The sequence below is a fragment of the Mycobacterium sp. Aquia_213 genome (genome assembly GCF_026625985.1).
Taxonomy (GTDB): Bacteria; Actinomycetota; Actinomycetes; order Mycobacteriales; family Mycobacteriaceae; genus Mycobacterium.
Map to the genome: position 1 here is coordinate 480,870 of NZ_CP113116.1, position 20,136 is coordinate 501,005.

The 20,136-nt window shown below is 67.1% G+C and carries 21 protein-coding genes; 13 read left to right on the top strand and 8 right to left on the bottom strand.

Annotation, left to right across the window (positions count from 1 at the left end):
- The first annotated feature begins 41 nt into the window (after positions 1–41).
- The 4 genes from dacB to hpt are packed head-to-tail and all read left to right on the top strand — an operon-like array spanning position 42 to position 4,073.
- A complete protein-coding gene (gene dacB / locus LMQ14_RS02245) occupies positions 42–1,427 on the top strand; it encodes a D-alanyl-D-alanine carboxypeptidase/D-alanyl-D-alanine-endopeptidase (RefSeq protein WP_267733233.1) in 1,386 nt (461 codons plus the stop codon).
- Positions 1,424–2,470, top strand: coding sequence for a zinc-dependent metalloprotease (locus LMQ14_RS02250; protein WP_267733234.1), 1,047 nt, complete (start codon positions 1,424–1,426; stop codon positions 2,468–2,470). Before dacB ends, LMQ14_RS02250 begins: the two co-directional genes overlap by 4 nt.
- Positions 2,449–3,408, top strand: a complete 960-nt coding sequence (gene tilS, locus LMQ14_RS02255) for a tRNA lysidine(34) synthetase TilS (RefSeq protein WP_267733235.1) — start codon at positions 2,449–2,451, stop codon at positions 3,406–3,408. The genes LMQ14_RS02250 and tilS overlap by 22 nt, the downstream gene beginning before the upstream one ends.
- 11 nt (positions 3,409–3,419) lie before the next feature.
- A complete protein-coding gene (gene hpt, locus LMQ14_RS02260) occupies positions 3,420–4,073 on the top strand; it encodes a hypoxanthine phosphoribosyltransferase (RefSeq protein ID WP_267733236.1) in 654 nt (217 codons plus the stop codon).
- Positions 4,074–4,080: 7 nt separating this feature from the next.
- Here hpt and LMQ14_RS02265 read toward each other — a convergent pair whose 3' ends face one another.
- From LMQ14_RS02265 to LMQ14_RS02280, 4 genes are all read right to left on the bottom strand, one after another.
- Positions 4,081–4,830 (bottom strand): SIMPL domain-containing protein, encoded by a 750-nt coding sequence (locus LMQ14_RS02265; protein ID WP_267733237.1) that lies wholly within the window; start codon positions 4,828–4,830, stop codon positions 4,081–4,083.
- Between the two features lie 11 nt (positions 4,831–4,841).
- A complete protein-coding gene (locus LMQ14_RS02270) occupies positions 4,842–5,111 on the bottom strand; it encodes a hypothetical protein (RefSeq protein WP_267733238.1) in 270 nt (89 codons plus the stop codon).
- Entirely contained in the window at positions 5,108–6,355 is a 1,248-nt protein-coding gene (locus LMQ14_RS02275) for a cytochrome P450 family protein (RefSeq protein ID WP_267733239.1), read from the bottom strand. Before LMQ14_RS02275 ends, LMQ14_RS02270 begins: the two co-directional genes overlap by 4 nt.
- A 70-nt stretch (positions 6,356–6,425) precedes the next feature.
- The gene (locus LMQ14_RS02280) at positions 6,426–7,238 is read right to left on the bottom strand and encodes a helix-turn-helix transcriptional regulator (protein ID WP_420714652.1); all 813 of its coding nucleotides are present in this window, start codon (positions 7,236–7,238) and stop codon (positions 6,426–6,428) included.
- Between the two features lie 466 nt (positions 7,239–7,704).
- Between LMQ14_RS02280 and LMQ14_RS02285 the strand changes: the two genes are divergently transcribed.
- Entirely contained in the window at positions 7,705–8,004 is a 300-nt protein-coding gene (locus LMQ14_RS02285) for a PE family protein (RefSeq protein WP_267733241.1), read from the top strand.
- Between the two features lie 8 nt (positions 8,005–8,012).
- Positions 8,013–9,260, top strand: coding sequence for a PPE family protein (locus LMQ14_RS02290; protein WP_267733242.1), 1,248 nt, complete (start codon positions 8,013–8,015; stop codon positions 9,258–9,260).
- A gap of 27 nt (positions 9,261–9,287) precedes the next feature.
- On the opposite strand, the gene LMQ14_RS02295 is transcribed toward LMQ14_RS02290, so the two are convergent.
- From LMQ14_RS02295 to LMQ14_RS02310, 4 genes are all read right to left on the bottom strand, one after another.
- Positions 9,288–10,877: an HNH endonuclease signature motif containing protein gene (locus tag LMQ14_RS02295; RefSeq protein ID WP_267735313.1), complete on the bottom strand. Its 1,590-nt coding sequence runs from the start codon at positions 10,875–10,877 to the stop codon at positions 9,288–9,290.
- A gap of 61 nt (positions 10,878–10,938) precedes the next feature.
- A complete protein-coding gene (locus LMQ14_RS02300; protein ID WP_267733243.1) occupies positions 10,939–11,952 on the bottom strand; it encodes a zinc-binding dehydrogenase in 1,014 nt (337 codons plus the stop codon).
- Positions 11,952–13,139, bottom strand: coding sequence for an LLM class flavin-dependent oxidoreductase (locus LMQ14_RS02305; RefSeq protein ID WP_267733244.1), 1,188 nt, complete (start codon positions 13,137–13,139; stop codon positions 11,952–11,954). Before LMQ14_RS02305 ends, LMQ14_RS02300 begins: the two co-directional genes overlap by 1 nt.
- A complete protein-coding gene (locus LMQ14_RS02310) occupies positions 13,136–14,104 on the bottom strand; it encodes an alpha/beta fold hydrolase (protein ID WP_267733245.1) in 969 nt (322 codons plus the stop codon). Before LMQ14_RS02310 ends, LMQ14_RS02305 begins: the two co-directional genes overlap by 4 nt.
- A 145-nt stretch (positions 14,105–14,249) precedes the next feature.
- On the opposite strand from LMQ14_RS02310, the gene LMQ14_RS02315 reads away from it, so the two are divergent.
- The 7 genes from LMQ14_RS02315 to LMQ14_RS02345 all read left to right on the top strand — a co-directional run bounded on the left by LMQ14_RS02315 (position 14,250) and on the right by LMQ14_RS02345 (position 20,033).
- Entirely contained in the window at positions 14,250–14,615 is a 366-nt protein-coding gene (locus tag LMQ14_RS02315) for a VOC family protein (RefSeq protein WP_267735314.1), read from the top strand.
- A gap of 194 nt (positions 14,616–14,809) precedes the next feature.
- Positions 14,810–17,179: an ATP-dependent zinc metalloprotease FtsH gene (gene ftsH, locus LMQ14_RS02320; protein ID WP_267733246.1), complete on the top strand. Its 2,370-nt coding sequence runs from the start codon at positions 14,810–14,812 to the stop codon at positions 17,177–17,179.
- 15 nt (positions 17,180–17,194) lie between these two features.
- Positions 17,195–17,803 (top strand): GTP cyclohydrolase I FolE, encoded by a 609-nt coding sequence (gene folE, locus LMQ14_RS02325; protein ID WP_267733247.1) that lies wholly within the window; start codon positions 17,195–17,197, stop codon positions 17,801–17,803.
- Entirely contained in the window at positions 17,800–18,642 is an 843-nt protein-coding gene (gene folP / locus LMQ14_RS02330; RefSeq protein ID WP_267733248.1) for a dihydropteroate synthase, read from the top strand. The genes folE and folP overlap by 4 nt, the downstream gene beginning before the upstream one ends.
- Positions 18,635–19,033: a dihydroneopterin aldolase gene (gene folB / locus LMQ14_RS02335; RefSeq protein ID WP_267733249.1), complete on the top strand. Its 399-nt coding sequence runs from the start codon at positions 18,635–18,637 to the stop codon at positions 19,031–19,033. Before folP ends, folB begins: the two co-directional genes overlap by 8 nt.
- A complete protein-coding gene (folK, locus tag LMQ14_RS02340) occupies positions 19,033–19,557 on the top strand; it encodes a 2-amino-4-hydroxy-6-hydroxymethyldihydropteridine diphosphokinase (RefSeq protein ID WP_267733250.1) in 525 nt (174 codons plus the stop codon). The genes folB and folK overlap by 1 nt, the downstream gene beginning before the upstream one ends.
- Entirely contained in the window at positions 19,557–20,033 is a 477-nt protein-coding gene (locus tag LMQ14_RS02345) for a DUF3180 domain-containing protein (protein WP_267733251.1), read from the top strand. The genes folK and LMQ14_RS02345 overlap by 1 nt, the downstream gene beginning before the upstream one ends.
- The last annotated feature ends 103 nt before the right edge of the window (positions 20,034–20,136 follow it).

The window sequence follows — 20,136 nt, forward strand, 5'->3', positions numbered from 1 at the left end:
CGGCAGATTCGGCAGAATAGGACCAAACAGTCAGGAGAGTGATGGGTCGTACTCGCTGGCGGAAATCCACCCAGGTGTTCATCGGATTGGCCGTGCTGGCGTTCGTCGCCGCCGTGGTGGCCGCGGCCACCTTCTTCACCACGGGTGGGCACGGCAGCGGCGGCGCGCACGTTGCGGTCCCGCCGCCCCGGGCACCGATCGTGAAGCCGGGAATGGTGCCCGTCGCCGACACCGCCGAGACGCCCTCGGCCGGTGCGCTGGCGGCCGTGCTGGCCCCGGTGGCGGCCGACCCCAATCTCGGCCGGCTCGGTGGCCGGATCACCGACGCCCTCACCGGCAAGGAGCTCTGGCAGGTGGCCGCCGACGTGCCCTTGGTGCCGGCGTCGACCAACAAGGTCCTGACGGCGGCCGCGGCGCTGCTGACCTTGGATCGGCAGGCCCGCATCAGCACGCGGGTCGTGGCCGGCAGTCAGAACGCCCAGGGGCCGATCGTGCTGGTGGGCGCCGGCGATCCGACGCTGTCGGCGGCGGCGCCCGACGCGCCGACCTGGTACCGCGGTGCGCCACGCCTCAGCGACCTGGTGGAGCAGATTCATCGCAGCGGCATGACGCCGACGACCGTGCAAGTGGACACCTCGGCGTTCACCGGCCCGACGATGGCGCAGGGCTGGGACCCCACCGACATCGACAACGGGGACATCGCGCCGATCGAGCCGGTGATGATCGACTGCGGACGCATCCAGCCCAGCACCGTCAACTCGCGGCGGTCCAAGAACCCGGCGCTGGACGCCGGCCGCGAGCTGGCCAAGGCCCTCGGCCTGGATCCCGCCGCGGTGACCATTGCCTCGGCGCCGTCCGGGGCGCGGCAGCTGGCGGTGGTGCAATCGGCGCCGCTGGTCCAGCGGCTCGGCGAGATGATGGATCACTCCGACAACGTGCTGGCCGAATCCATCGCCCGTGAGGTGGCCGCGGCGATCAACCGGCCACGCAGCTTCGCGGGCGCGGTCGACGCGGTGACCAACCGATTGGGCACCGCGCATGTCGACACCACCGGCGCCACGTTGGTGGACTCCAGCGGGCTGTCGGTCGACGACCGCCTGACGGCCAAGACGCTCGACGGCACGGTGCAGGCCGCCGCCGGGCCGGACCAGGCCTCGCTGCGGGCGCTGCTGGATCTGCTGCCGATCGCCGGCGGCAGCGGGACGCTGGCCGACCGCTTTCTCGACCCGGCCACCAATCAGGGACCGGCCGGCTGGCTGCGCGCCAAGACCGGCTCGTTGACCGCGACCAACTCGCTGGTCGGAGTCGTCACCGACCGCACCGGACGGGTGCTCACGTTCGCGTTCATCTCCAACGCCGCCGGCCCCAACGGACGCAACGCGATGGACGCCCTGGCCACGCGCCTGTGGACCTGCGGGTGCACATGAGCGCCCCGCCCGACCTGACCCTCGGTAACGCCGTCGACTGGCAGTTCGCGGCGACGGTCGCCGCTCGGCTGGCCCGGCCCAGTCCGCCCGCCAGCGACTACACCCGCCGTCAGGCGATCGACGAGCTCGCGAGTTCGGCGACGAAAGCCGAACCACTGGTACGTGACGTGACGGGCCTGACCACCAACGGCGAAGTGCCGGCGGCCCGCATCGTCGATCGCGCGCAGTGGGTCCGTGCCGCGGCGGACTCGATGCGCGTGATGACGAACGGCGCCGAAAAGCCGCGCGGGTTTCTTACCGGCCGGCTCACCGGTGCGCAGACCGGTGCCGTGCTGGCGTTTGTGGCGTCCGGAATCCTCGGCCAGTACGACCCGTTCTTCGCCGACAAAGAGGGCTGCCTGCTGCTGGTGTATCCGAACGTGATCGCCGTCGAGCGCCAGCTGCGGGTCGATCCGGCCGATTTCCGGCTGTGGGTGTGCCTGCACGAGGTGACGCACCGGGTGCAGTTCACCGCCAACCGCTGGCTGCCCGACTACATGTCGGACGCGCTCGCGCTGTTGACCCGCGACGCCGGCGACGACATCGGCGAAGTGGCCGGCCGGCTGGCCGAGTACGTGCGCAACCGCGGTCTAGTCACGTCCGACGCTTCCGCGTCGGGGATTGTCGGGCTGGTGCGTGCCGTTCAGTCCGAGCCACAGCGCCAGGCGCTGGATCGGCTGCTGGTGCTGGGCACCTTGCTGGAGGGGCATGCCGACCACGTGATGGATGCCGTCGGGCCCAAGGCGGTGCCGTCGGTGGCCACCATCCGCGGTCGGTTCGACGACCGCCGCCACCGCAAGCCGCCGCCGCTGCAGCGCCTGATGCGTGCCCTGCTGGGCCTGGACGCCAAGCTCAACCAGTACACCCGCGGCAAGGCGTTCGTCGACCATGTGGTGGGCCGGGTCGGAATGGAGCGGTTCAACACCGTCTGGTCCGGCCCCGAAACGCTGCCGCTGCCCACCGAGATCGAAGACCCCCAGCGATGGATCGACAGGATTCTGTAGCGCAGCTGCGCGCGGCTGTCGAGGCGTTCGCGAAGACCTATCCGGTCGCCGGCGACCAATGGGGTGTGGCGCTATCGGGCGGGCCGGACTCGCTGGCACTCACCGCGGTCGCGGCCGCGCTGCGGCCCACCACCGCGCTGATCGTCGACCACGGCCTGCAGCCCGAGTCGGCCGCCGTCGCCGAAACCGCGCGCACCCAGGCGGTCGCGTTGGGATGCGTTGGCGCACAAGTCATTTGCGTACAGGTGGGCAATGACGGCGGCCCGGAGGCCGCTGCCCGCGCCGCCCGCTACGCGGCGTTGAGCGCCTACCAGCTCGGGCCGGTGCTGTTGGCCCACACCCTCGACGATCAAGCCGAGACCGTGCTGCTCGGGCTGGGCCGCGGCTCCGGAGCGCGCTCGATCGCCGGAATGCGCCCGCACGATCCGCCGTGGTGCCGGCCATTGCTGGGTGTCCGGCGTGCCACCACGCATGCCGCGTGCCGCGAGCTGGGCCTGACCGCGTGGCAGGACCCGCACAACGACGATCGCCGCTTCACCCGCAGCCGGCTGCGACACGAGGTGCTGCCGCTGCTCGAGGACGTGCTGGGCGGCGGGGTAGCCGAGGCGCTGGCCCGGACCGCGACGGCGCTGCGGGAGGACACCGAGTTCATCGACACGCTCGCGGCCGAGGCGCTGCCCGGCGTGCGGGCGGACCGCGGGCTGGGCGCCCAGGCCATGGCGACGTTGCCCGACCCGGTACGGCGCCGGGTGATCCGCGGCTGGCTGCTGGCCGGTGGGGCGACGGGCCTGACCGACAAGCAGATCCGCGGGGTGGACGCGCTGGTCACCGCGTGGCGCGGGCAGGGCGGGGTGGCCGTCGGCTCGGATTTGCGCGGCGAGCGGCTGATCGCGGGGCGGCGCGACGGCATGCTGATCTTGCGCCGCGAGCCTGTGTAAAGTCCGCAAAATTGTCGCCGCCGTTGGTTGTTCGGCCGCTGACATGGCACGCTGTGGGCGTGGCCCAGATCTCCTCGGCGATAACGCCCGAGCAGCCAGTGGACCTCTACCCGGGGGATATCAAGTCTGTGCTGCTCACGACCGAGCAGATCCAGGCCCGCGTCGTCGAGTTCGGCGAGCAGATCGGCAACGATTACCGCGAGTCCGTTTCCGAGACCGGACAGGACCTGCTGTTGGTCACGGTGCTCAAGGGCGCCGTGATGTTCGTCACCGACCTGGCCCGCGCGATTCCGGTGCCGACGCAGTTCGAATTCATGGCCGTCAGCTCCTACGGGACCTCGACGTCGTCGTCGGGGGTGGTGCGCATCCTCAAGGACCTGGACCGCGATATCAACGGTCGCGACGTGTTGATCGTCGAGGATGTCGTCGACTCCGGTCTGACCCTGTCGTGGCTGCTGCGCAACCTGAAGACCCGCCATCCCCGCTCGCTGCGGGTGTGCACGCTGCTGCGCAAGCCCGACGCGGTGCGCGCCAACGTCGAAATCTCCTATGTGGGCTTCGACATTCCCAATGACTTCGTCGTCGGCTACGGCCTGGACTACGACGAGCGCTATCGCGACCTGTCGTACATCGGCACCCTGGATCCCAGGGTCTACGAGCAGTAGTCGCGAGCTAGTCCAGCTCCCACGCCGCGGTCACCGAGAAGCTCACCGTCTGCTGACCCGGCTCCAGCGGTACCGGGACGGCCATGGCTTTGGGCGGTGACTGCGGCGCCCCGGCGGTGACCGAGCCGCCGGTCGACTCCGAGATGGACAACACCTTGCCCAGCCGCAGTCCGGATAGCTGCGCGTACTGGTCGGCGCGATTCTTGGCGTCGTTGAAGGCCCGCGCCCGCGCGTCCTTGACCAGCTGCGAGTCATCGGCGATCGAGAAGCTGACCGAAGTGATCCGGGTGGCGTCACCGCCGGTGCTGACGATCAGCGCGAGCATGCGTGACGCGGCGTCGGTCGGGTGGATCTTGACCTGGATGGCGTTGGTGGCGCGGTAGCCGGTGATCGTGGCGGTGCCGCCGGGCTCGGGACCTCCGTATTGCGGCTGCAGTGTCACCTGGGTGGTGCTGATGTCTTTGCGGTCGATGCCGGCACCGACGAGCGCATTGATGACCGCTTGCTGGCGGTCGTTGGTCTGGTTCATCGCCGAGGTGACGTCGGGTGCGTTGAATTCGATGCCGACGTCGGCAGTCAACGTGTCCGGGACGCCTTGCACTTGGCCCGATCCCACCACGGTGACCTGGCGAGGATTCGCTCCCGGTGGTGCCGCGTTGTGGGAATCACACGCCGACACCGTGGTCAGGGCCAAGCCGACCGCAGCCACGGCAATCGAGGCGCGGATACAACCCGGGGCACGCTTTTCGATCGCCATGCCTGGCAACCCTAGCCGTTTGACGGATCATTGCTCCAGGGGTCGCCCATCGTCTGGTCGTCGCGGGCGCCTTCGATCGTCGCGTGATCGCCAATCGCTTTGCGGGAAAGCCAGTTTGAAAACACTGCCATTGCCAACAGCTGCACGATCACTAGCGCCAGCGGAAGATTCGCCGCGATCGTGGCCCATATCAGAGCCGGCGTGATGACCGGTGCCACCATCAATCCTGTCATCACCCCCAGCAGTTGGATTGTGCCGGTTTGGCTTTTGTTCTCGTTCATCGGTATTCGCGCAGACGAACGGGAAGCGCGGTCAGTCCGCGCATCAATGTGCTGTGCCGGTATTGCAGAATGATGTTGTCATCCAATGTGATCCGTTCAAAACGGGTTAGCAGCCGGCTGATCGCGATCTCGCCTTCGAGGCGTGCCAGCGGCGCTCCGAGGCAGTGGTGAATGCCGTGCCCGAAGGCCAGGTGCGGGTTGGGGGCTCTGCTCACGTCGAGGCGGTCCGGGTCGTCGAACTGCCGGCTGTCGTGATTGGCGCCGAGCAGGGCGATCAACACGAGTTGGCCCGCGGGTATCTCGACATCACCGACCCGTACCGCCTCGGCGGTGAATCGCATGGTGGCCGTGTTGAGCGGACTCTCGAACCGTAAGAACTCTTCGATCGCGGCGGGCATCAGCGACGGGTCGGTACGCAAGGCGGCGAGTTGAGATGGGTTGTGCAACAACGCGAGTACCCCGTTGCCGATCAGGTTCACCGTGGTTTCGTAGCCGGCCACGATCAACAGGTACGCGGTCGAAAGCAGCTCGTCTGAGGACAGTTTGTCGTCGACGTCGGACGCGTGCACCAATGCGCTGAGCAGGTCGTCGGCGGGCTGTGCGCGCTTGTGGGCGATCAACGCGGTCAACAGGTCGATCAACGCGTTCTCGGCCGCCGCCAATTTGTGGGGGTCGCTGGTGGTGAGCAATGGTTCGACGTGCACGCGAAAGCGGTCGCGATCCTCCGCCGGCACGCCCAGTAAGTTGCCGATGACCGCCAACGGCAGCCGAACCGCGTACGACGGCATCAGATCCACCGCGGCATCGCCTTGCGCGGCGACCGCGACCCGATCGAGTAACGCGTCGGCGATGCCGACGATGTCGGGCCGCATCTTTCGCACGCTGCCGGCCGTGAACGCCTTGGTGAGCAGTTTGCGCAGCCGGGTGTGGTCGGGCGGATCCTGAAGCAACATATGGCTGTTGAGTAGCGACCGGTACGGGTCATGGGTGTCCCCTGGAAAGAACTCCGTCAGGCCCTGCCAATTCTTGCTCAGCCGCGGGTCGGCCAACAGTTCCCGCGCCTCGTCGTACCGGGCGACCAGCCAGGCTTGCGCCTCGCCCCAGATCGTGACGCGGTGCGCCGGGCCCTGCGCGCGCAGCCGGCGATACAGGGCGTGCGGGTCTTGGATGAAGGCCCGGTCAAGGCGCGGTGAGTTCTCCCTTGGCGCCCAGGGCCCACCGATCTGGCATGCGTTCTGGCTCATCTCACGAATACTGCGGCAGCAAACGACGGGTAACCAGGACGCGTGGTTCCTGGTTGCCCGACTCCCAGGTTCAGCCGGCGCCCAGCCGGCGAAGGCCGGCTTCCGACGGAGAACCGGGATCGGCCCAGTAGACCACCAGCACGTGACCGGTGGCCGGCAATGCCATCTGCTGGAAGTTCAGATGAAGCGCGCCCACCCGAGGGTGGTTGACTTCCAGCCCGCCGGCAGGTTTGTGTTTGACATCGTGGCGCTCCCACAGCCGACGAAACCGGGGGCTGTGCTCGATCAACTCGTCGACCAGGCGGATCAGCGCGGGGTCGGGACGTTGACCGTATGCCGCGCGAATCAAGCGGACCGACCACGCGGTCAGCAACTTCCAGTTGCGGTAAAAGTCCGGCGAGTCCGGAGCGAGAAACAGTTCCCGCATGGTGTTGGCCCCGACCCCCAAGTGCGGTGTGAGCGCCGTCGCAAGGCTGTTCGCGACGACGACGGTCATGCCCGGATTCATCACACATGCCGCGGCCAGCGGCCATCCGTCAAGCAGGGTGCCGAGTGCGGGATGTAGCTCCTGCAACGGCTCGATATGACCATCGGTGGACTGATGGCGCATCAGGTTTCGCATGTAGGCGACCGCATCGTCGTCCAGTAACAGGGCGCGGCTGATGGCATTGAGGACCTGGTCCGACGGATGGTCTTCCCGGCCCTGCTCGAGCCGCAGGTAGTAGTCGGTGCTGATGCTGGCGAGCATTGCTACTTCTTCGCGACGCAGCCCGGCGACTCTGCGGCGCCCGCCGGCCGGCAAACCCACGTCGGTGGGCTGGACCAGACTTCGGCGGGCACGCAGAAACTGTGCCAGGGCAGATCCTTCAGTCACGGCGGTCAACCCGCACAAGAATTGTGCGTCGGCATTGGCTTCGTCCCGTCGCATTCGCGGATTAGCTGCTTTATCCAGCATAACCAGCAGTTAGCCGGTGGCGCAGGCCTACGACGGGAGCTCGGGCCGGGGGGGGGCGATTCCCTAACGCGGCCCAGCAGCCGACCGGCTTTCGTGCGCGAAGCATAACTCCCACTGGGGGAGCCACGGAAAACTCATATATCTCTCCAATCATATTTGTTTGCAGACTTTTTCATGGAGAAAACAAAAGTCGCAGCAGCTCAGGCCTTGAATATGAACAGTTTTCGACTCGGCAATGAATTGGCCAGTCTTGGACTGTCATTACTCGGCGTGGCGCATCTAACGTGTCCAGTCGTCTGATTGGGGAGCCCGCGATCGGGTACTGAAAGTCTCGAGTATCGAAAGCCGCCGGGCGCTGAAAGTTGTTGAATCGAAGCTATTTTGAGGAGGAATCATGTCTTTCGTAAGGGCACAGCCTGAAGTGCTGCATGCGGTCGCCGCTGAGCTGCACAGCGTGAATGAGGCAGTGCGGGAGGGGAGTTCAGCTGCTGCAACACCGACGACGGGAGTGGCCCCCGCCGCCGCCGATATCGTGTCGGTATTGACTGCGGCACAGTTTGTTTCGCACGCGCAGCGCTTTCAGGCGATCAGCGCCGAGGCGGCGGTGGTCCGAGAGCAGTTAGTGGCCACGCTCGGCATCAGCGCCGGCTCGTATGCCGCCACCGAGATCGCCAACGCCACCGCGGTCGGTTAGGCGAGGACATGTTGGATTTCGCGCAGTTGCCGCCGGAGATCAACTCCACGCTGATGTATTCGGGGCCCGGCTCGGGACCCCTGCTGGCCGCCGCGGCGGCCTGGGATGTGTTGGCCGCCGAGCTGTATGCCGCGGCGGCCGTCTATGGGTCGCTGATTGCCGGCCTTACCGACGGCCCCTGGGAGGGTCCGTCGGCCGCGTCGATGCTGGCCGCAGCCGTGCCGCAAGTGGCGTGGCTGCAGAGCACGGCCGGGCAGGCGGAACTGGCCGGCGCGCAGGCCGCGGCGGCCGCGGGTGCCTTCGAGGCGGCGTTCGCCGAAACGGTGCCCCCGCCGGTGGTCGCGGCGAACCGCGTGTTGCTGATGGAGTTGCTGGCGACGAACTTCCTCGGTCAGAACACTGCGGCAATCGCGGCCACCGAGACGCAGTACGGCGAGATGTGGGCGCAAGACGCGGCCGCGATGTACGGCTACGCGGGTGCGTCGTCCGCGGCGGCGACGTTGCCGGCGCCCCAACCGGCGGCCCCCGCTACCAACGCCGCCGGGACCGCCGGCCAGGCCGCGGCGGTCGCGCAAGCGGCGGGAACCAACGCGGGCACCAATGCGCAGACGCTCAACGCGGTGCCCCAGACCCTGTCGGCGCTGTCCGGGTCGTCGAACAATCAGCTTGCCGCCCCGCCCTGGCTATCCTCCGGTGGAATCGGCATGAACGCCGAAGGAGATGGGATTCAGCTCAGTGGACCGCTGGGCGATCTCTTCGAGGGTCTGACGGGGTCGCAGGTTTTGGATGCCAGCTCGCCGTTCGACGCATTCATCCGATTGATTTCGCCGACAAGGCTTTTCACCACCGCGTTCAAGGACGTCCAAGGTCTGGCCCAGGGTTTCGCGCCCCAGGCCGCCAAGGCTGCCACCGAGGGTGCCGCCCACGCCGCGGAGGGCGCGGCGCGGGCCGTCGAGTCGGTACCGCATGCGCTTTCGGGTGCTCTCGGCAATGCGATGGGAGCCGTGGGCAAAGCGGGATCCGTTGGCGGCTTGTCGGTTCCGGCTTCGTGGGGGTCTGTCACCCCGGTGGCAAACCCCGCCGTCGTGACGGTCAACGGTCTCGGTGCCGCCGCGGCGGCACAGCCCGCGACCAACGCGGTCGGTGGGATGCCGCTGATGGGTACCGGGGCGGGGCGCGCGGCTGCGGCCCACTTTGCTCCTCCCCGATACGGTTTCAAGCCCATGGTCATCGCTCACCCCCCGGCAGGGGGGTGATGCGAACGCCCAGGTCCTAGGGCGTTCTCAGAAGGGCGGGTCGTCGGGCAGGGGTGGCGACGCCGGGACGTCAGGAGTCCAGTCCGCGGGCAGTTCTTCCGGCTCTCGGGGATCATTGATCCAAGTACAGAAGGGGCTGGTACTCGGCGCCCCCTTGAAGGCAAAAAGCATGCCGCGCGCGTGATTTCGAAATTGTCGAGCGGCGATTTCCTGCCTTTTGGCCTGCGCGAGTTCTCGCTGAGCATCGTTGATGGGGCGCTGCTTTCGATTGTGTAAGCGTGCCTGGGTGATTCGTGAACTCCGCTCTTTGGATCGGCTCCGTCTGCGGTGCACCGGTGCAACACATGCGGGCCCGCTTTGCTGCGGAAAGAGGTCAGCGCCGGCAGGGCTGGTTCGGTAACTGCGCCCGGTGGGCGATGTCCAGATGACGGTCCCGTCGGTCAGTTGAACATCGGACCATGCACCGAAAGTCTTGAGTCGATGATGTTGGCGGCAAAGGCATTTGAGGTTCACCACCGTGGTCGGTCCGCCGGACGCCGGATTCTCATGGCTGAACGGGACTGTGTGGTCGATGTCGCAAACACTGGCAGGCCGGCTGCATCCGGGAAAGCGGCAGGTGAGATCCCGGCAGCGGATCGCTCGTTCGAGCGCCGCCGATGGTTGATAACGCAGCGCTTCCCCCGGACTGGTGACTGGGTCAGCGACGAGCAGTGCGGCGGCGGCCGCCAATTCACGGACCTGCTCCGCGTCAATGACGCCATACCCTTCCAGGTAGCCGGGCTGCGTGCCGTTGGCCATGACGGTTTGCTCGCTGGCTACCACGTTGATCACCACCTGTGCCCGGCCCCGATAGCATTCGGGGACTCCGGTGCTCGCTCTGGCGGGGCAATCAGATTGTCCGCACGCGCACCAGAGGTGATGGCCTTGGGTCAGCGCGGCCAGTGCATCAGCGCGGCGTTGATCGAAGGTCCGCGGGTCGGCCGGACACACGTCCTTGGCAAGCTCGGAGAGCCGGCGATCAAAGCTCGCCGCGGCCGCGGCGGCGACCGTGCCGTAGACCTCGGCCATCCCGTTCTCGAGGGCATTGATGCCGATGTGTCGCTCGTCTTCGGCGGCAGTACGGCGCTCACGGGCGGCGTCTGGATCGACGGCGCGGACCGTGGCATCGACGGCGTTGATGATGCGCTGCCTCGACCAGCTGTGCCAGTTTCCGATGCGAGTAGCCAGCGACCGGTCAAGCCGGACAATCAGCTCGGCGTCGGTGACCAGATCGGTGCGCCTGATGATCAATTGCACGGTGCGCCAATCGGTTCGCCCCTCGGCCAGCAAAGCCGCGATCCGGGGCAATCTGGTGTGCAACGCATCGGCATCCGACACCAGGTAGCTGGCCGCCATGGGGGACAGGTTCATCGCGGCGGCCACCTCGGCCGAGGTCTGCTCGAACCCGTCGATCACCGCGTACCCGTGTCGAGCTTCGGCCTGCTCAGTCGTGGCCAGTCGGTGCCGCAGCAAGGCCGCGACCGCTTCCAGCCGCCGCGCAATCAGCGTCGACTCCTGCCGATGCGTGGATTCGACAACCGCGACCAAAGCGGCCGGGTCGGCAATAGTATCGAACATACATTCGATCGTAGCTACACGGTCCGACAAGACTGCGCGGCGCCCTGGTGCGCCGGCGCGTCTAGGGCGTAACGAGAATCTTGCAGTGCCGCTCGGGGTCGGCAAGGTCGTCGAAGGCCGCGCCGACTCCGTCCAGGCCCACCTCGCCGGTGATCAACGGGCTGACGTCGATCTCGCCGTCGGCCAGCGAGCGCAGCGACTCGGCGAATTCCTCGGGGCCGTAGGCCAAACAGAATTGCACGTTGATCTCTTTGGCAATCGCGAAGAATGGGTGGAAGGTGTCTGCCTCCATGCACACTCCGGCAACGATCAGCCGGGTGCCCGGGCGCGCTCGCAAGAGCACGTCGTCGATGATTCCGGGCACTCCGATCGCCTCGAACACCACAGCCGGTTTGACCGTGTCGAACGGCGAACCCTGCGCGGCATCCAGCGTCTGGTGGGCGCCCATGGCCTTCGCCAGCTCCCGGCGCTTCGGCGAAAAATCAGATGCCACAATGTTTTCCACGCCGCGTGCGCGAAGGGATCCTATGATCGCGATTCCGATTGGGCCGCAGCCCAGCACCAGGGCGGTCTCGCCGCGCTCGATGTTCGACTTGTTGACGGCATGCAGCCCCACCGCCATCGGCTCGGTCAGCGCGGCGTGTTTGAAGTCCAGCCCGTTGGGGACGGGCAGCAGCAGCAGCGCCGAGAGCAACATCCGTTCGGCGTAGCCGCCGATGGTGTTGTTGCTGTAGACGATCGGTTCCGCGCCCTTGGCGGACAACAGCACCGGGATCGAGGTGACGATGGTTCCGGCCGGATGGGTTTCGGTGTCGGGCCCGGCCTCGAGCACCTCGGCACTGAATTCGTGGCCCATGAATATGTCGTGCTTGAGGTCAACGTTCATGCCGCCGGCGCCGCGCGCGACCTGCTCGGTCATCTCCAGCACGTGCTGGCCGTGTGCGGCGAAATGCAAGTCGGAGCCGCAGATTCCGCAGGCCCGGATGGCCACCAGCACCTGGCCGGATTCGGGCACCGGGTCTGCAACGTCGTCTCGATAGACCATCCGGCCGTCGCGCAGTACCGAGGCGCGCATCAGTTCGTCGCGCCTTCGTGCTCGCCGACATGCTCGGTGATGGCTTTCACGACGGCCTCACCGGCGCGGCCGATCAATTGATCGCGATGGACTTTGGCCCAGTCGTGTGAGGCGCGCGATGCCGCCAGCTGACCCTTGAAGTGGGGAATCACCTTGCGGGCCATCAGGTCATAGGAGTGGTAAGTCGCTTCGGGGGAGGCCCAGTCGTGACCCAGCAGCAACAGCGTCCCGAAGCCGCCCGACCGTTCCAGCAGGTCCTCGATGTGTGCGATCGCATCGTCAGGCGTGCCGATGCAGCAATTCCCTTTGGCCGCATAGTCTTCGACGAACTCATAGGGTGTCTGCGTGCCCTCCACGGTGTTGGCCAGCGGGACGAATCCCGCTGCTCCGAAGTAGTTGGCGAAATCCTGTAGCCCGTACGTACAGTCATTGATCGCCTGCTCGCGGCTGTCGGCGATGTGCATGATGGACAGCACCCGCCAGTCGGCCCGATTCGGTTCGTCGCGCCCGACTTTGGCGGCCTGCTCGCGCACCACGTCCCACGTCGTCTCCAGCGCGGCGAAACCGCCGGGCACCGACATCGACAGCGACAGCAATGACGTGCCCAGCGCGCCTGCCAGCCGTGGCCCGGACGGCGAAATCATTGCCGCCGTGGAGATTTCCGGATAGGGCCAGGTGTACGGGCGGATGTGCAGCTGCGCGTCGCGCAACGTGAACCAGTCGGTGTGGCGGTCGATGCGCTCGGTGGGCCCGGCGCGGAACAGCGCCAGGATCGCTTCGAGCGACTCCTGCATCATGTGCCGCTGATCGACCGGGTCGATGCCCATCATGTAGGCGTCCGACGGCAGCGCACCGGGGCCGGTGCCGAACATCACGCGGCCGCGCGTCAAGTGGTCCAGCAGCACCCAGCGGTCCGCCACCATCAGCGGATGGTGGTAGGGGAGCGAGACCACGCCGGTGCCCAGCCGGATGTGCTTGGTCCGTTCCGCGGCGGCCGCGATGAACACCTCCGGGCAGGCGATCAACTCGTAGCCACCGGAGTGGTGCTCGCCGAACCAGGCTTCGTCGAACCCCAGGCGATCCAGCGCAACGACACGTTCCATGTCGTATTCCAGTGCGATCGTTGGGGATTGGCCGATCGGGTGAAATGGTGTGATAAAGTCGCCGAAACGAAGCGGTGCGTTCACCGCAGCTCCAATCCGTTGAGAAATTCCAGCAATACGGTGTTGACCTCGTCGGGTCGTTCCTGTTGTAGCCAGTGTCCGGCGCCCTCGAGCATCACCTGGCGGTACGGCCCGGAGACGATCTCGGCGGCGCGGTCGGCGCGGGTGAAGGCGAGAACGGGATCGGCTGTGCCACCGATGAACAAGCACGGCACCGAGATCTTCGCGTCGGCGAGGTCGGCGGTGATCTCCCAGTTGCGGTCGAAATTGCGATACCAGTTCAGGCCGCCGGTAAATCCGGTGCGGGAAAACTCGGCGATGTAGTGGTCGAGTTCGTCCTGGCTTATCCAGTCCGGCAGCGCATCGGGTTCGGGCAGGCGATCGATGAAGCCTTCCGGACCGGGTGCCACCATCCGCATCCCCGCGGCCTGGTCACCGTCTGTCCGCAAGCCGCCCATCAACCGGCGGATCGCGCGGGCGGGATCACCGTTGAGTTCGGCGTCGGCGACGCCGGGCTCCTGGAAATACAGGATGTAGAAGAAATTCTCGCCGAATGTGTTGCGCCAGGCCTGCGTCGGCGCCACCTGCGATCGGGGCGTCGCGGGCACGCTGAGGGCGGCGACGGCGGCGACGCGGTCCGGATGCAGCAGCGGCGCATGCCACACCACCGGGGCGCCCCAGTCGTGGCCGACCCAGACGGCGCGCTCGGCGCCGACGTCGTCGAGCAGGCCGACGATGTCGGTCGTCAGCTCGCGGATGTTGTAGGCGTCGATCTCCTCGGGGCGAGAGGAGCCGCCGTACCCACGCTGGTCGGGAGCCAGCACGTGATAACCCGCCGCCGCGAGCGCCGGAATCTGGTGTCGCCAGGAATAGGCCAATTCGGGAAAGCCGTGCGCCAAGACCACCACCGGCGCGCCGCGGTCGCCGGCTTCGACGACTCGCAGTCGCACTCCGTTGGTCTCGACTAACCGTTCGGTTGATATGGGCACCAACACACCAAATCACAACCCCTCTGGCCTGAGAAGTATTCAGCGAGGTTGAAATGGCCGTTCACTTAGCGGCGGGTCTGGTTGTCTTATAGGCGTGAGGCGGCTGGACCACATCGTGTTGTGGACGAAAAATGTTCAGGTGTCGATGGACTTCTATACGAAGGTGATCGGGCTGACGCCGGTGCGGTTCGACGAGTTCGAGGCGGCCGAGGCGCCGTTTCCGAGCGTGCGGGTGTGCGAGGACTCGATCATTGACCTGATGCCGATAGCCGGCATCGATGCCACCGACGCGATGACCAAGGTCGCGGGTAGTGCCGGACACCCGGTCAACCATGTCTGCCTGGCGCTCTCGAAGTCGGAATACGAGGCGTTGGATCGGCGGCTGCAGGCCGCGGGAGTGGACACCAGCGCCCGGCTCGACCGCAGCTACGGAGCCCGGGGATGGGCGCCGCACATTTACTACTTCTCCGATCCGGACGGCAACGTGATCGAAGCCCGCTATTACGAGTAGTCGCGTAGCCGTCAGCGTGATCATGGCTGTGCGGTGTCAGTCCAGTGTGGCTTCTCCCAACCCGAGGCGTCCCCGAACTCAATTTGCGGTGCTCTAGGTCCTATCGGGAACCGCCCCTCGTTGGTATAGCGGTAGCCTGAACTTTTCCAGCTGCGTGTATCGGGGAAGGACCTGGCCGAAACGGCCGATGATTGATGAACCGGAAAAACGTGATTCGCATCGTCACGGCGATCGCTGTCGTAGTGCTGCTCGGCTGGTCGTTCTTCTATTTCAGCGATGACACCCGCGGATACAAGCCCGTCGACACTTCGGTGGCGATGTCCCAGATCAGCGGCGACAACGTCAAGAGCGCGCAGATCGATGACCGTGAGCAGCAAGTGCGGTTGACCCTGAAGAAGGGCAACAACGACACCGACAACTCCGACAAGGTCATCACCAAATACCCCAACGGCTATGCCGTCGATCTGTTCAACGCCCTGAACGCGAAGAACGCCAAGGTCAGCACCGTCGTCAACGAAGGCAGCATCCTGGGCGAGCTGCTGGTCTACGTGCTGCCGCTGCTGTTGCTGGTCGGGCTGTTCGTGATGTTCTCGCGCATGCAGGGCGGCGCCCGGATGGGTTTCGGCTTCGGCAAATCGCGCGCCAAGCAGCTCTCCAAGGACATGCCGAAGACCACGTTCGCCGACGTTGCCGGCGTCGACGAGGCGGTCGAGGAGCTCTACGAGATCAAGGACTTCCTGCAGAACCCGGCGCGGTACCAGGCGCTGGGCGCCAAGATCCCCAAGGGCGTGCTGCTCTACGGGCCGCCGGGAACCGGAAAGACGTTGCTGGCCCGCGCGGTGGCCGGTGAGGCCGGGGTGCCGTTCTTCACCATCTCGGGTTCCGATTTCGTCGAGATGTTCGTCGGTGTCGGTGCCTCGCGAGTGCGCGACCTGTTCGAGCAGGCCAAGCAGAACACCCCGTGCATCATCTTCGTCGACGAGATCGACGCGGTGGGCCGCCAGCGTGGCGCCGGGCTCGGTGGTGGCCACGACGAGCGCGAGCAGACGCTGAACCAGTTGCTGGTCGAGATGGACGGCTTCGGCGAGCGCGCCGGCGTCATCCTGATCGCCGCGACCAACCGGCCCGACATCCTGGACCCGGCGCTGCTGCGCCCGGGCCGCTTCGACCGGCAGATCCCGGTGTCCAATCCCGACCTGGCGGGCCGGCGTGCGGTGCTGGCCGTGCACTCGAAGGGCAAGCCGGTCGCTCCCGACGCCGACCTCGAAGGGCTGGCCAAGCGCACCGTCGGCATGACCGGTGCGGATTTGGCCAACGTCATCAACGAGGCCGCACTGTTGACCGCCCGGGAAAACGGCACCGTGATCACCGGCCCCGCCCTCGAGGAGGCGGTGGATCGGGTGATCGGTGGCCCGCGCCGCAAGGGCCGGATCATCAGCGAGCACGAAAAGAAGATCACCGCCTACCACGAAGGCGGGCACACGCTGGCCGCCTGGGCGATGCCCGACATCGACCCGGTCTACAAGGTGACGATCCTGGCCCGGGGACGGACCGGCGGGCACGCGGTCGCGGTGCCCGAGGACGATAAGGGGCTGCGGACCCGTTCGGAGATGATTGCCCAGCTGGTGTTCGCGATGGGTGGGCGCGCCGCCGAGGAGCTGGTCTTCCGCGAGCCGACCACCGGCGCGGTCTCCGACATCGAGCAGGCCACCAAGATCGCGCGGGCGATGGTCACCGAGTACGGCATGAGTTCCAAACTCGGCGCCGTCAAATACGGCACCGAACACGGCGACCCCTTCCTGGGCCGGACCATGGGCAACCAGGCCGACTACTCCCACGAGGTCGCGCGCGACATCGACGACGAGGTCCGCAAGCTGATCGAGGCCGCGCACACCGAAGCGTGGGAGATCCTTACCGAATACCGCGATGTGCTCGACACATTGGCCGGCGAGCTGCTGGAAAAAGAAACCCTGCACCGAGCCGAGTTGCAGGCGATCTTCGGCGACGTCGAAAAGCGGCCCCGGCTCACGGTGTTCGACGATTTCGGCGGCCGCATCCCGTCGGACAAGCCGCCGATCAAGACGCCCGGCGAGCTGGCGATCGAGCGCGGCGAGCCTTGGCCCCAGCCGGTTCCCGAGCCGGCTTTCAAAGCCGCGATCGCGGCCGCCAGCCAGGCCGCCGAGGCCGCGCGCGCGGAGGCCGACAGAAAAGCCCACGGCCCCAACGGTTCTCATGGTGGTCAGGGCGCAGGTGATCGCGACGGCTCGGCGCCCCGTCCCACCCAGCCGGACTACGGTGCTCCGGCCGGCTGGTATGCGCCCGGATGGCCGCCGCCACCGCAGCAGCAACAACCCCAGGGTCACTGGTATCCGCCTCCGCCGCAGCCCTATTGGCCCCAGCCGGCCCCGAGTTATCCGGGCCAGCAGAGTCGGGGCCAGGGGCAGCCGTCGTACCCGCCCTATCCGCCCTACCCCCCGCCTGCGCAGCCCAGTCCAGATCCGGGAAAATCGCCTGACCAACCGGATGAAGACGTAAGCCGGCCCAACCCGCCGGCCCGGGGCTGACGAACGGAGAATTCGATGGTGCTGCCGGATACCCGCGCCGCGTCCAATGGCGCACGGGCGTTCGACCAGCCACGTGCGGAGGCGGCGGTCCGCGAGCTGTTGTACGCGATCGGCGAAGACCCGGAGCGAGAAGGGTTGCGGGACACTCCCGCCCGCGTCGCTCGCGCATACCGGGAAATCTTCTCCGGGCTCTACACCGACCCCGCCGACGTGCTCAACACCATGTTCGACGAAGAGCACGACGAGTTGGTGATCGTCAAGGAAATCCCGCTGTACTCCACCTGCGAGCATCACCTGGTGTCGTTCCACGGCGTAGCTCACGTCGGCTACATCCCCGGCCAGGACGGCAGGGTGACCGGGTTGTCGAAAATCGCGCGGCTGGTTGACCTTTACGCCAAGCGGCCGCAGGTTCAGGAGCGGCTCACCAGCCAGATCGCCGATGCCCTGGTGAATCGGCTCGACCCGCGCGGGGTGATCGTGGTGGTTGAGGCCGAGCACTTGTGCATGGCGATGCGCGGGGTGCGTAAGCCCGGAGCCACCACCACGACCTCGGCGGTGCGCGGGCAATTCAAAACCGATGCTGCCTCACGAGCCGAAGCGCTCGACCTCATCCTGCGTAAGTGAGTTCGTCGCCTGTGCAGGTCGTCGGGGTTGTGAACGTCACTGACGACTCCTTCTCAGATGGCGGGCGCTACCTCAGTATCGACAACGCCGTCGCGCACGGCGTGGCATTGGCGGCCGAAGGCGCGGGAATCGTCGACGTCGGGGGGGAGTCGACCCGGCCCGGTGCCACCCGGATCGATCCTCGGATCGAGAGTTCCCGCGTCGTTCCTGTCGTCAAAGAACTTGTGGCGCAGGGTATTACGGTAAGCATCGACACCATGCACGCGGAAGTCGCCCGTGCGGCGTTGGAGAACGGCGCGCGGATCGTCAACGACGTGTCCGGCGGACGGGCCGATCCCGCGATGGCGCCGGTGGTGGCCGAGGCCGGGGTGCGGTGGGTGTTGATGCATTGGCGATCGGTGTCGTCCGAGCATCCGCACCAGGCCCCGCACTACCGCGACGTGGTGGCCGAGGTGCGTTCGGAATTGCTGGCCAGCGTCGACGACGCGATGGCCGCCGGTGTCGATCCAGCGAAGCTGATCATCGACCCCGGGCTCGGATTCGCCAAGACGGGGCAACACAATTGGGCGTTGTTGCATGCCTTGCCCGAGCTGGTGTCCACCGGGGTGCCGGTACTCCTGGGTGCCTCGCGTAAACGGTTCCTCGGTACGCTGTTGGCCGGATCGGATGGGTCGCCGCGACCGCCCGACGGACGCGAGACGGCGACCGCGGTGATTTCCGCGCTGGCCGCCCTCCACGGGGCCTGGGGTGTGCGAGTGCACGATGTGCGGGCCTCGGTCGACGCCCTCAAGGTCGTCGGCGCCTGGACGCAGACGGAGCGGACTGAAAACGATGGCTGACCGAATCGAGTTGCGCGGCTTGACAGTTCACGGCCGCCACGGAGTCTACGAATTCGAGCGGATCAATGGGCAGGAGTTCGTCGTCGACATCGTGGCGTGGATCGATCTGGTCGACGCCGCCGCCAGCGACGACTTGGCCGACACCCACGACTACGTTGCCCTGGCCGAGCGGGCCGCCGCGATCGTCGCGGGCCCCGCCCGGAACCTGATCGAAACGGTGGGCGCCGAGATCGCCGACTTCGTGATGGACGACGAGCGCGTGCACGCCGTCGAGGTCACGGTGCACAAACCGCATGCCCCGATCGAGCAGCAGTTCGCCGACGTAGCGGTGGTGATCCGGCGGTCGCGGCGCGGCGGGCGCGGTTCGGTGATTCCCGCGGGCGGCGTGTGATGACGCGCGTCGTACTGTCCATCGGCTCCAACCTCGGGGACCGGCTGGCGCGGCTGCAGTCGGTCGTCGACGGGCTCGGCGACGCGTTGCTCGCGGTCTCACCCGTGTACGAGACGGTCCCGTGGGGGCGCGTGGAGCAGGGGCCGTTCCTCAACGCGGTGCTGATCGCCGACGACCCGGCCCTCGACGGGCAGGGCTGGCTGCGCCGCGCGCAGGAGTTCGAGCAGGCCGCGGGGCGGATTCGCGGCGAGCGCTGGGGCCCGCGCACCCTGGACGTGGACCTGATCGCCTGCTACGACGAGACCGAGATCACCTCCGTCGAGAACAATCTGACGTTGCCGCACCCGCTGGCCCATCTGCGGGCGTTCGTCATGATCCCGTGGCTGGACATCGACCCGGACGCCCAGCTGACGTTGCCCGGGGGGCCACAGCCCGTCGCCCGTCTGGTGACCGAGCTGGAGGCGGCCGATCGGGAGAGCGTGCGGTTGTCCGGGCTGACGCTCGAGCCGGAATCGAAGACCTGATGGGGCCGACCCGGAAACGTGACCTGACGGCCGCGGTGGTCGGTGCTGCGTTTCTGGGGTATTTGCTGGTCAAGGGGCTGTTCCGGTGGTTTCCGCCGATCACGGTGTGGACCGGTCTGTCGTTGCTCGCGGTCGCCGTCGCCGAGGCGCTGTGGGCGCGTTACGTGCGGGCCAAGATCAACGACGGGGAAATCGGTGACGGACCCGGCCGGTTGCACCCGCTCGCGGTGGCCCGCGGCCTGATGGTCGCCAAGGCGTCGGCCTGGGTGGGTGCCCTGGTCCTGGGTTGGTGGATCGGCATCCTGGTGTTTTTCCTGCCGCGCCGATCGTGGCTGCGGGTCGCCGCGGAGGACACCACCGGAACGGTGGTGGCCGCCGTCAGCGCGCTGGCGCTGTTGGTCGCCGCGCTGTGGCTGCAGGCTTGCTGCAAGTCCCCGCCGGATCCCACCGACCACGCCGAGGGAGCGGAAAGCTAGGCGCCCGGCAAGGTTGCGGACCACCACTCGGGCCGGCCACACCCTACGGGCCAATTAACTGCGATTGATCAGCGAATTAACCCAGGTGAGAATCGCCGGAGTC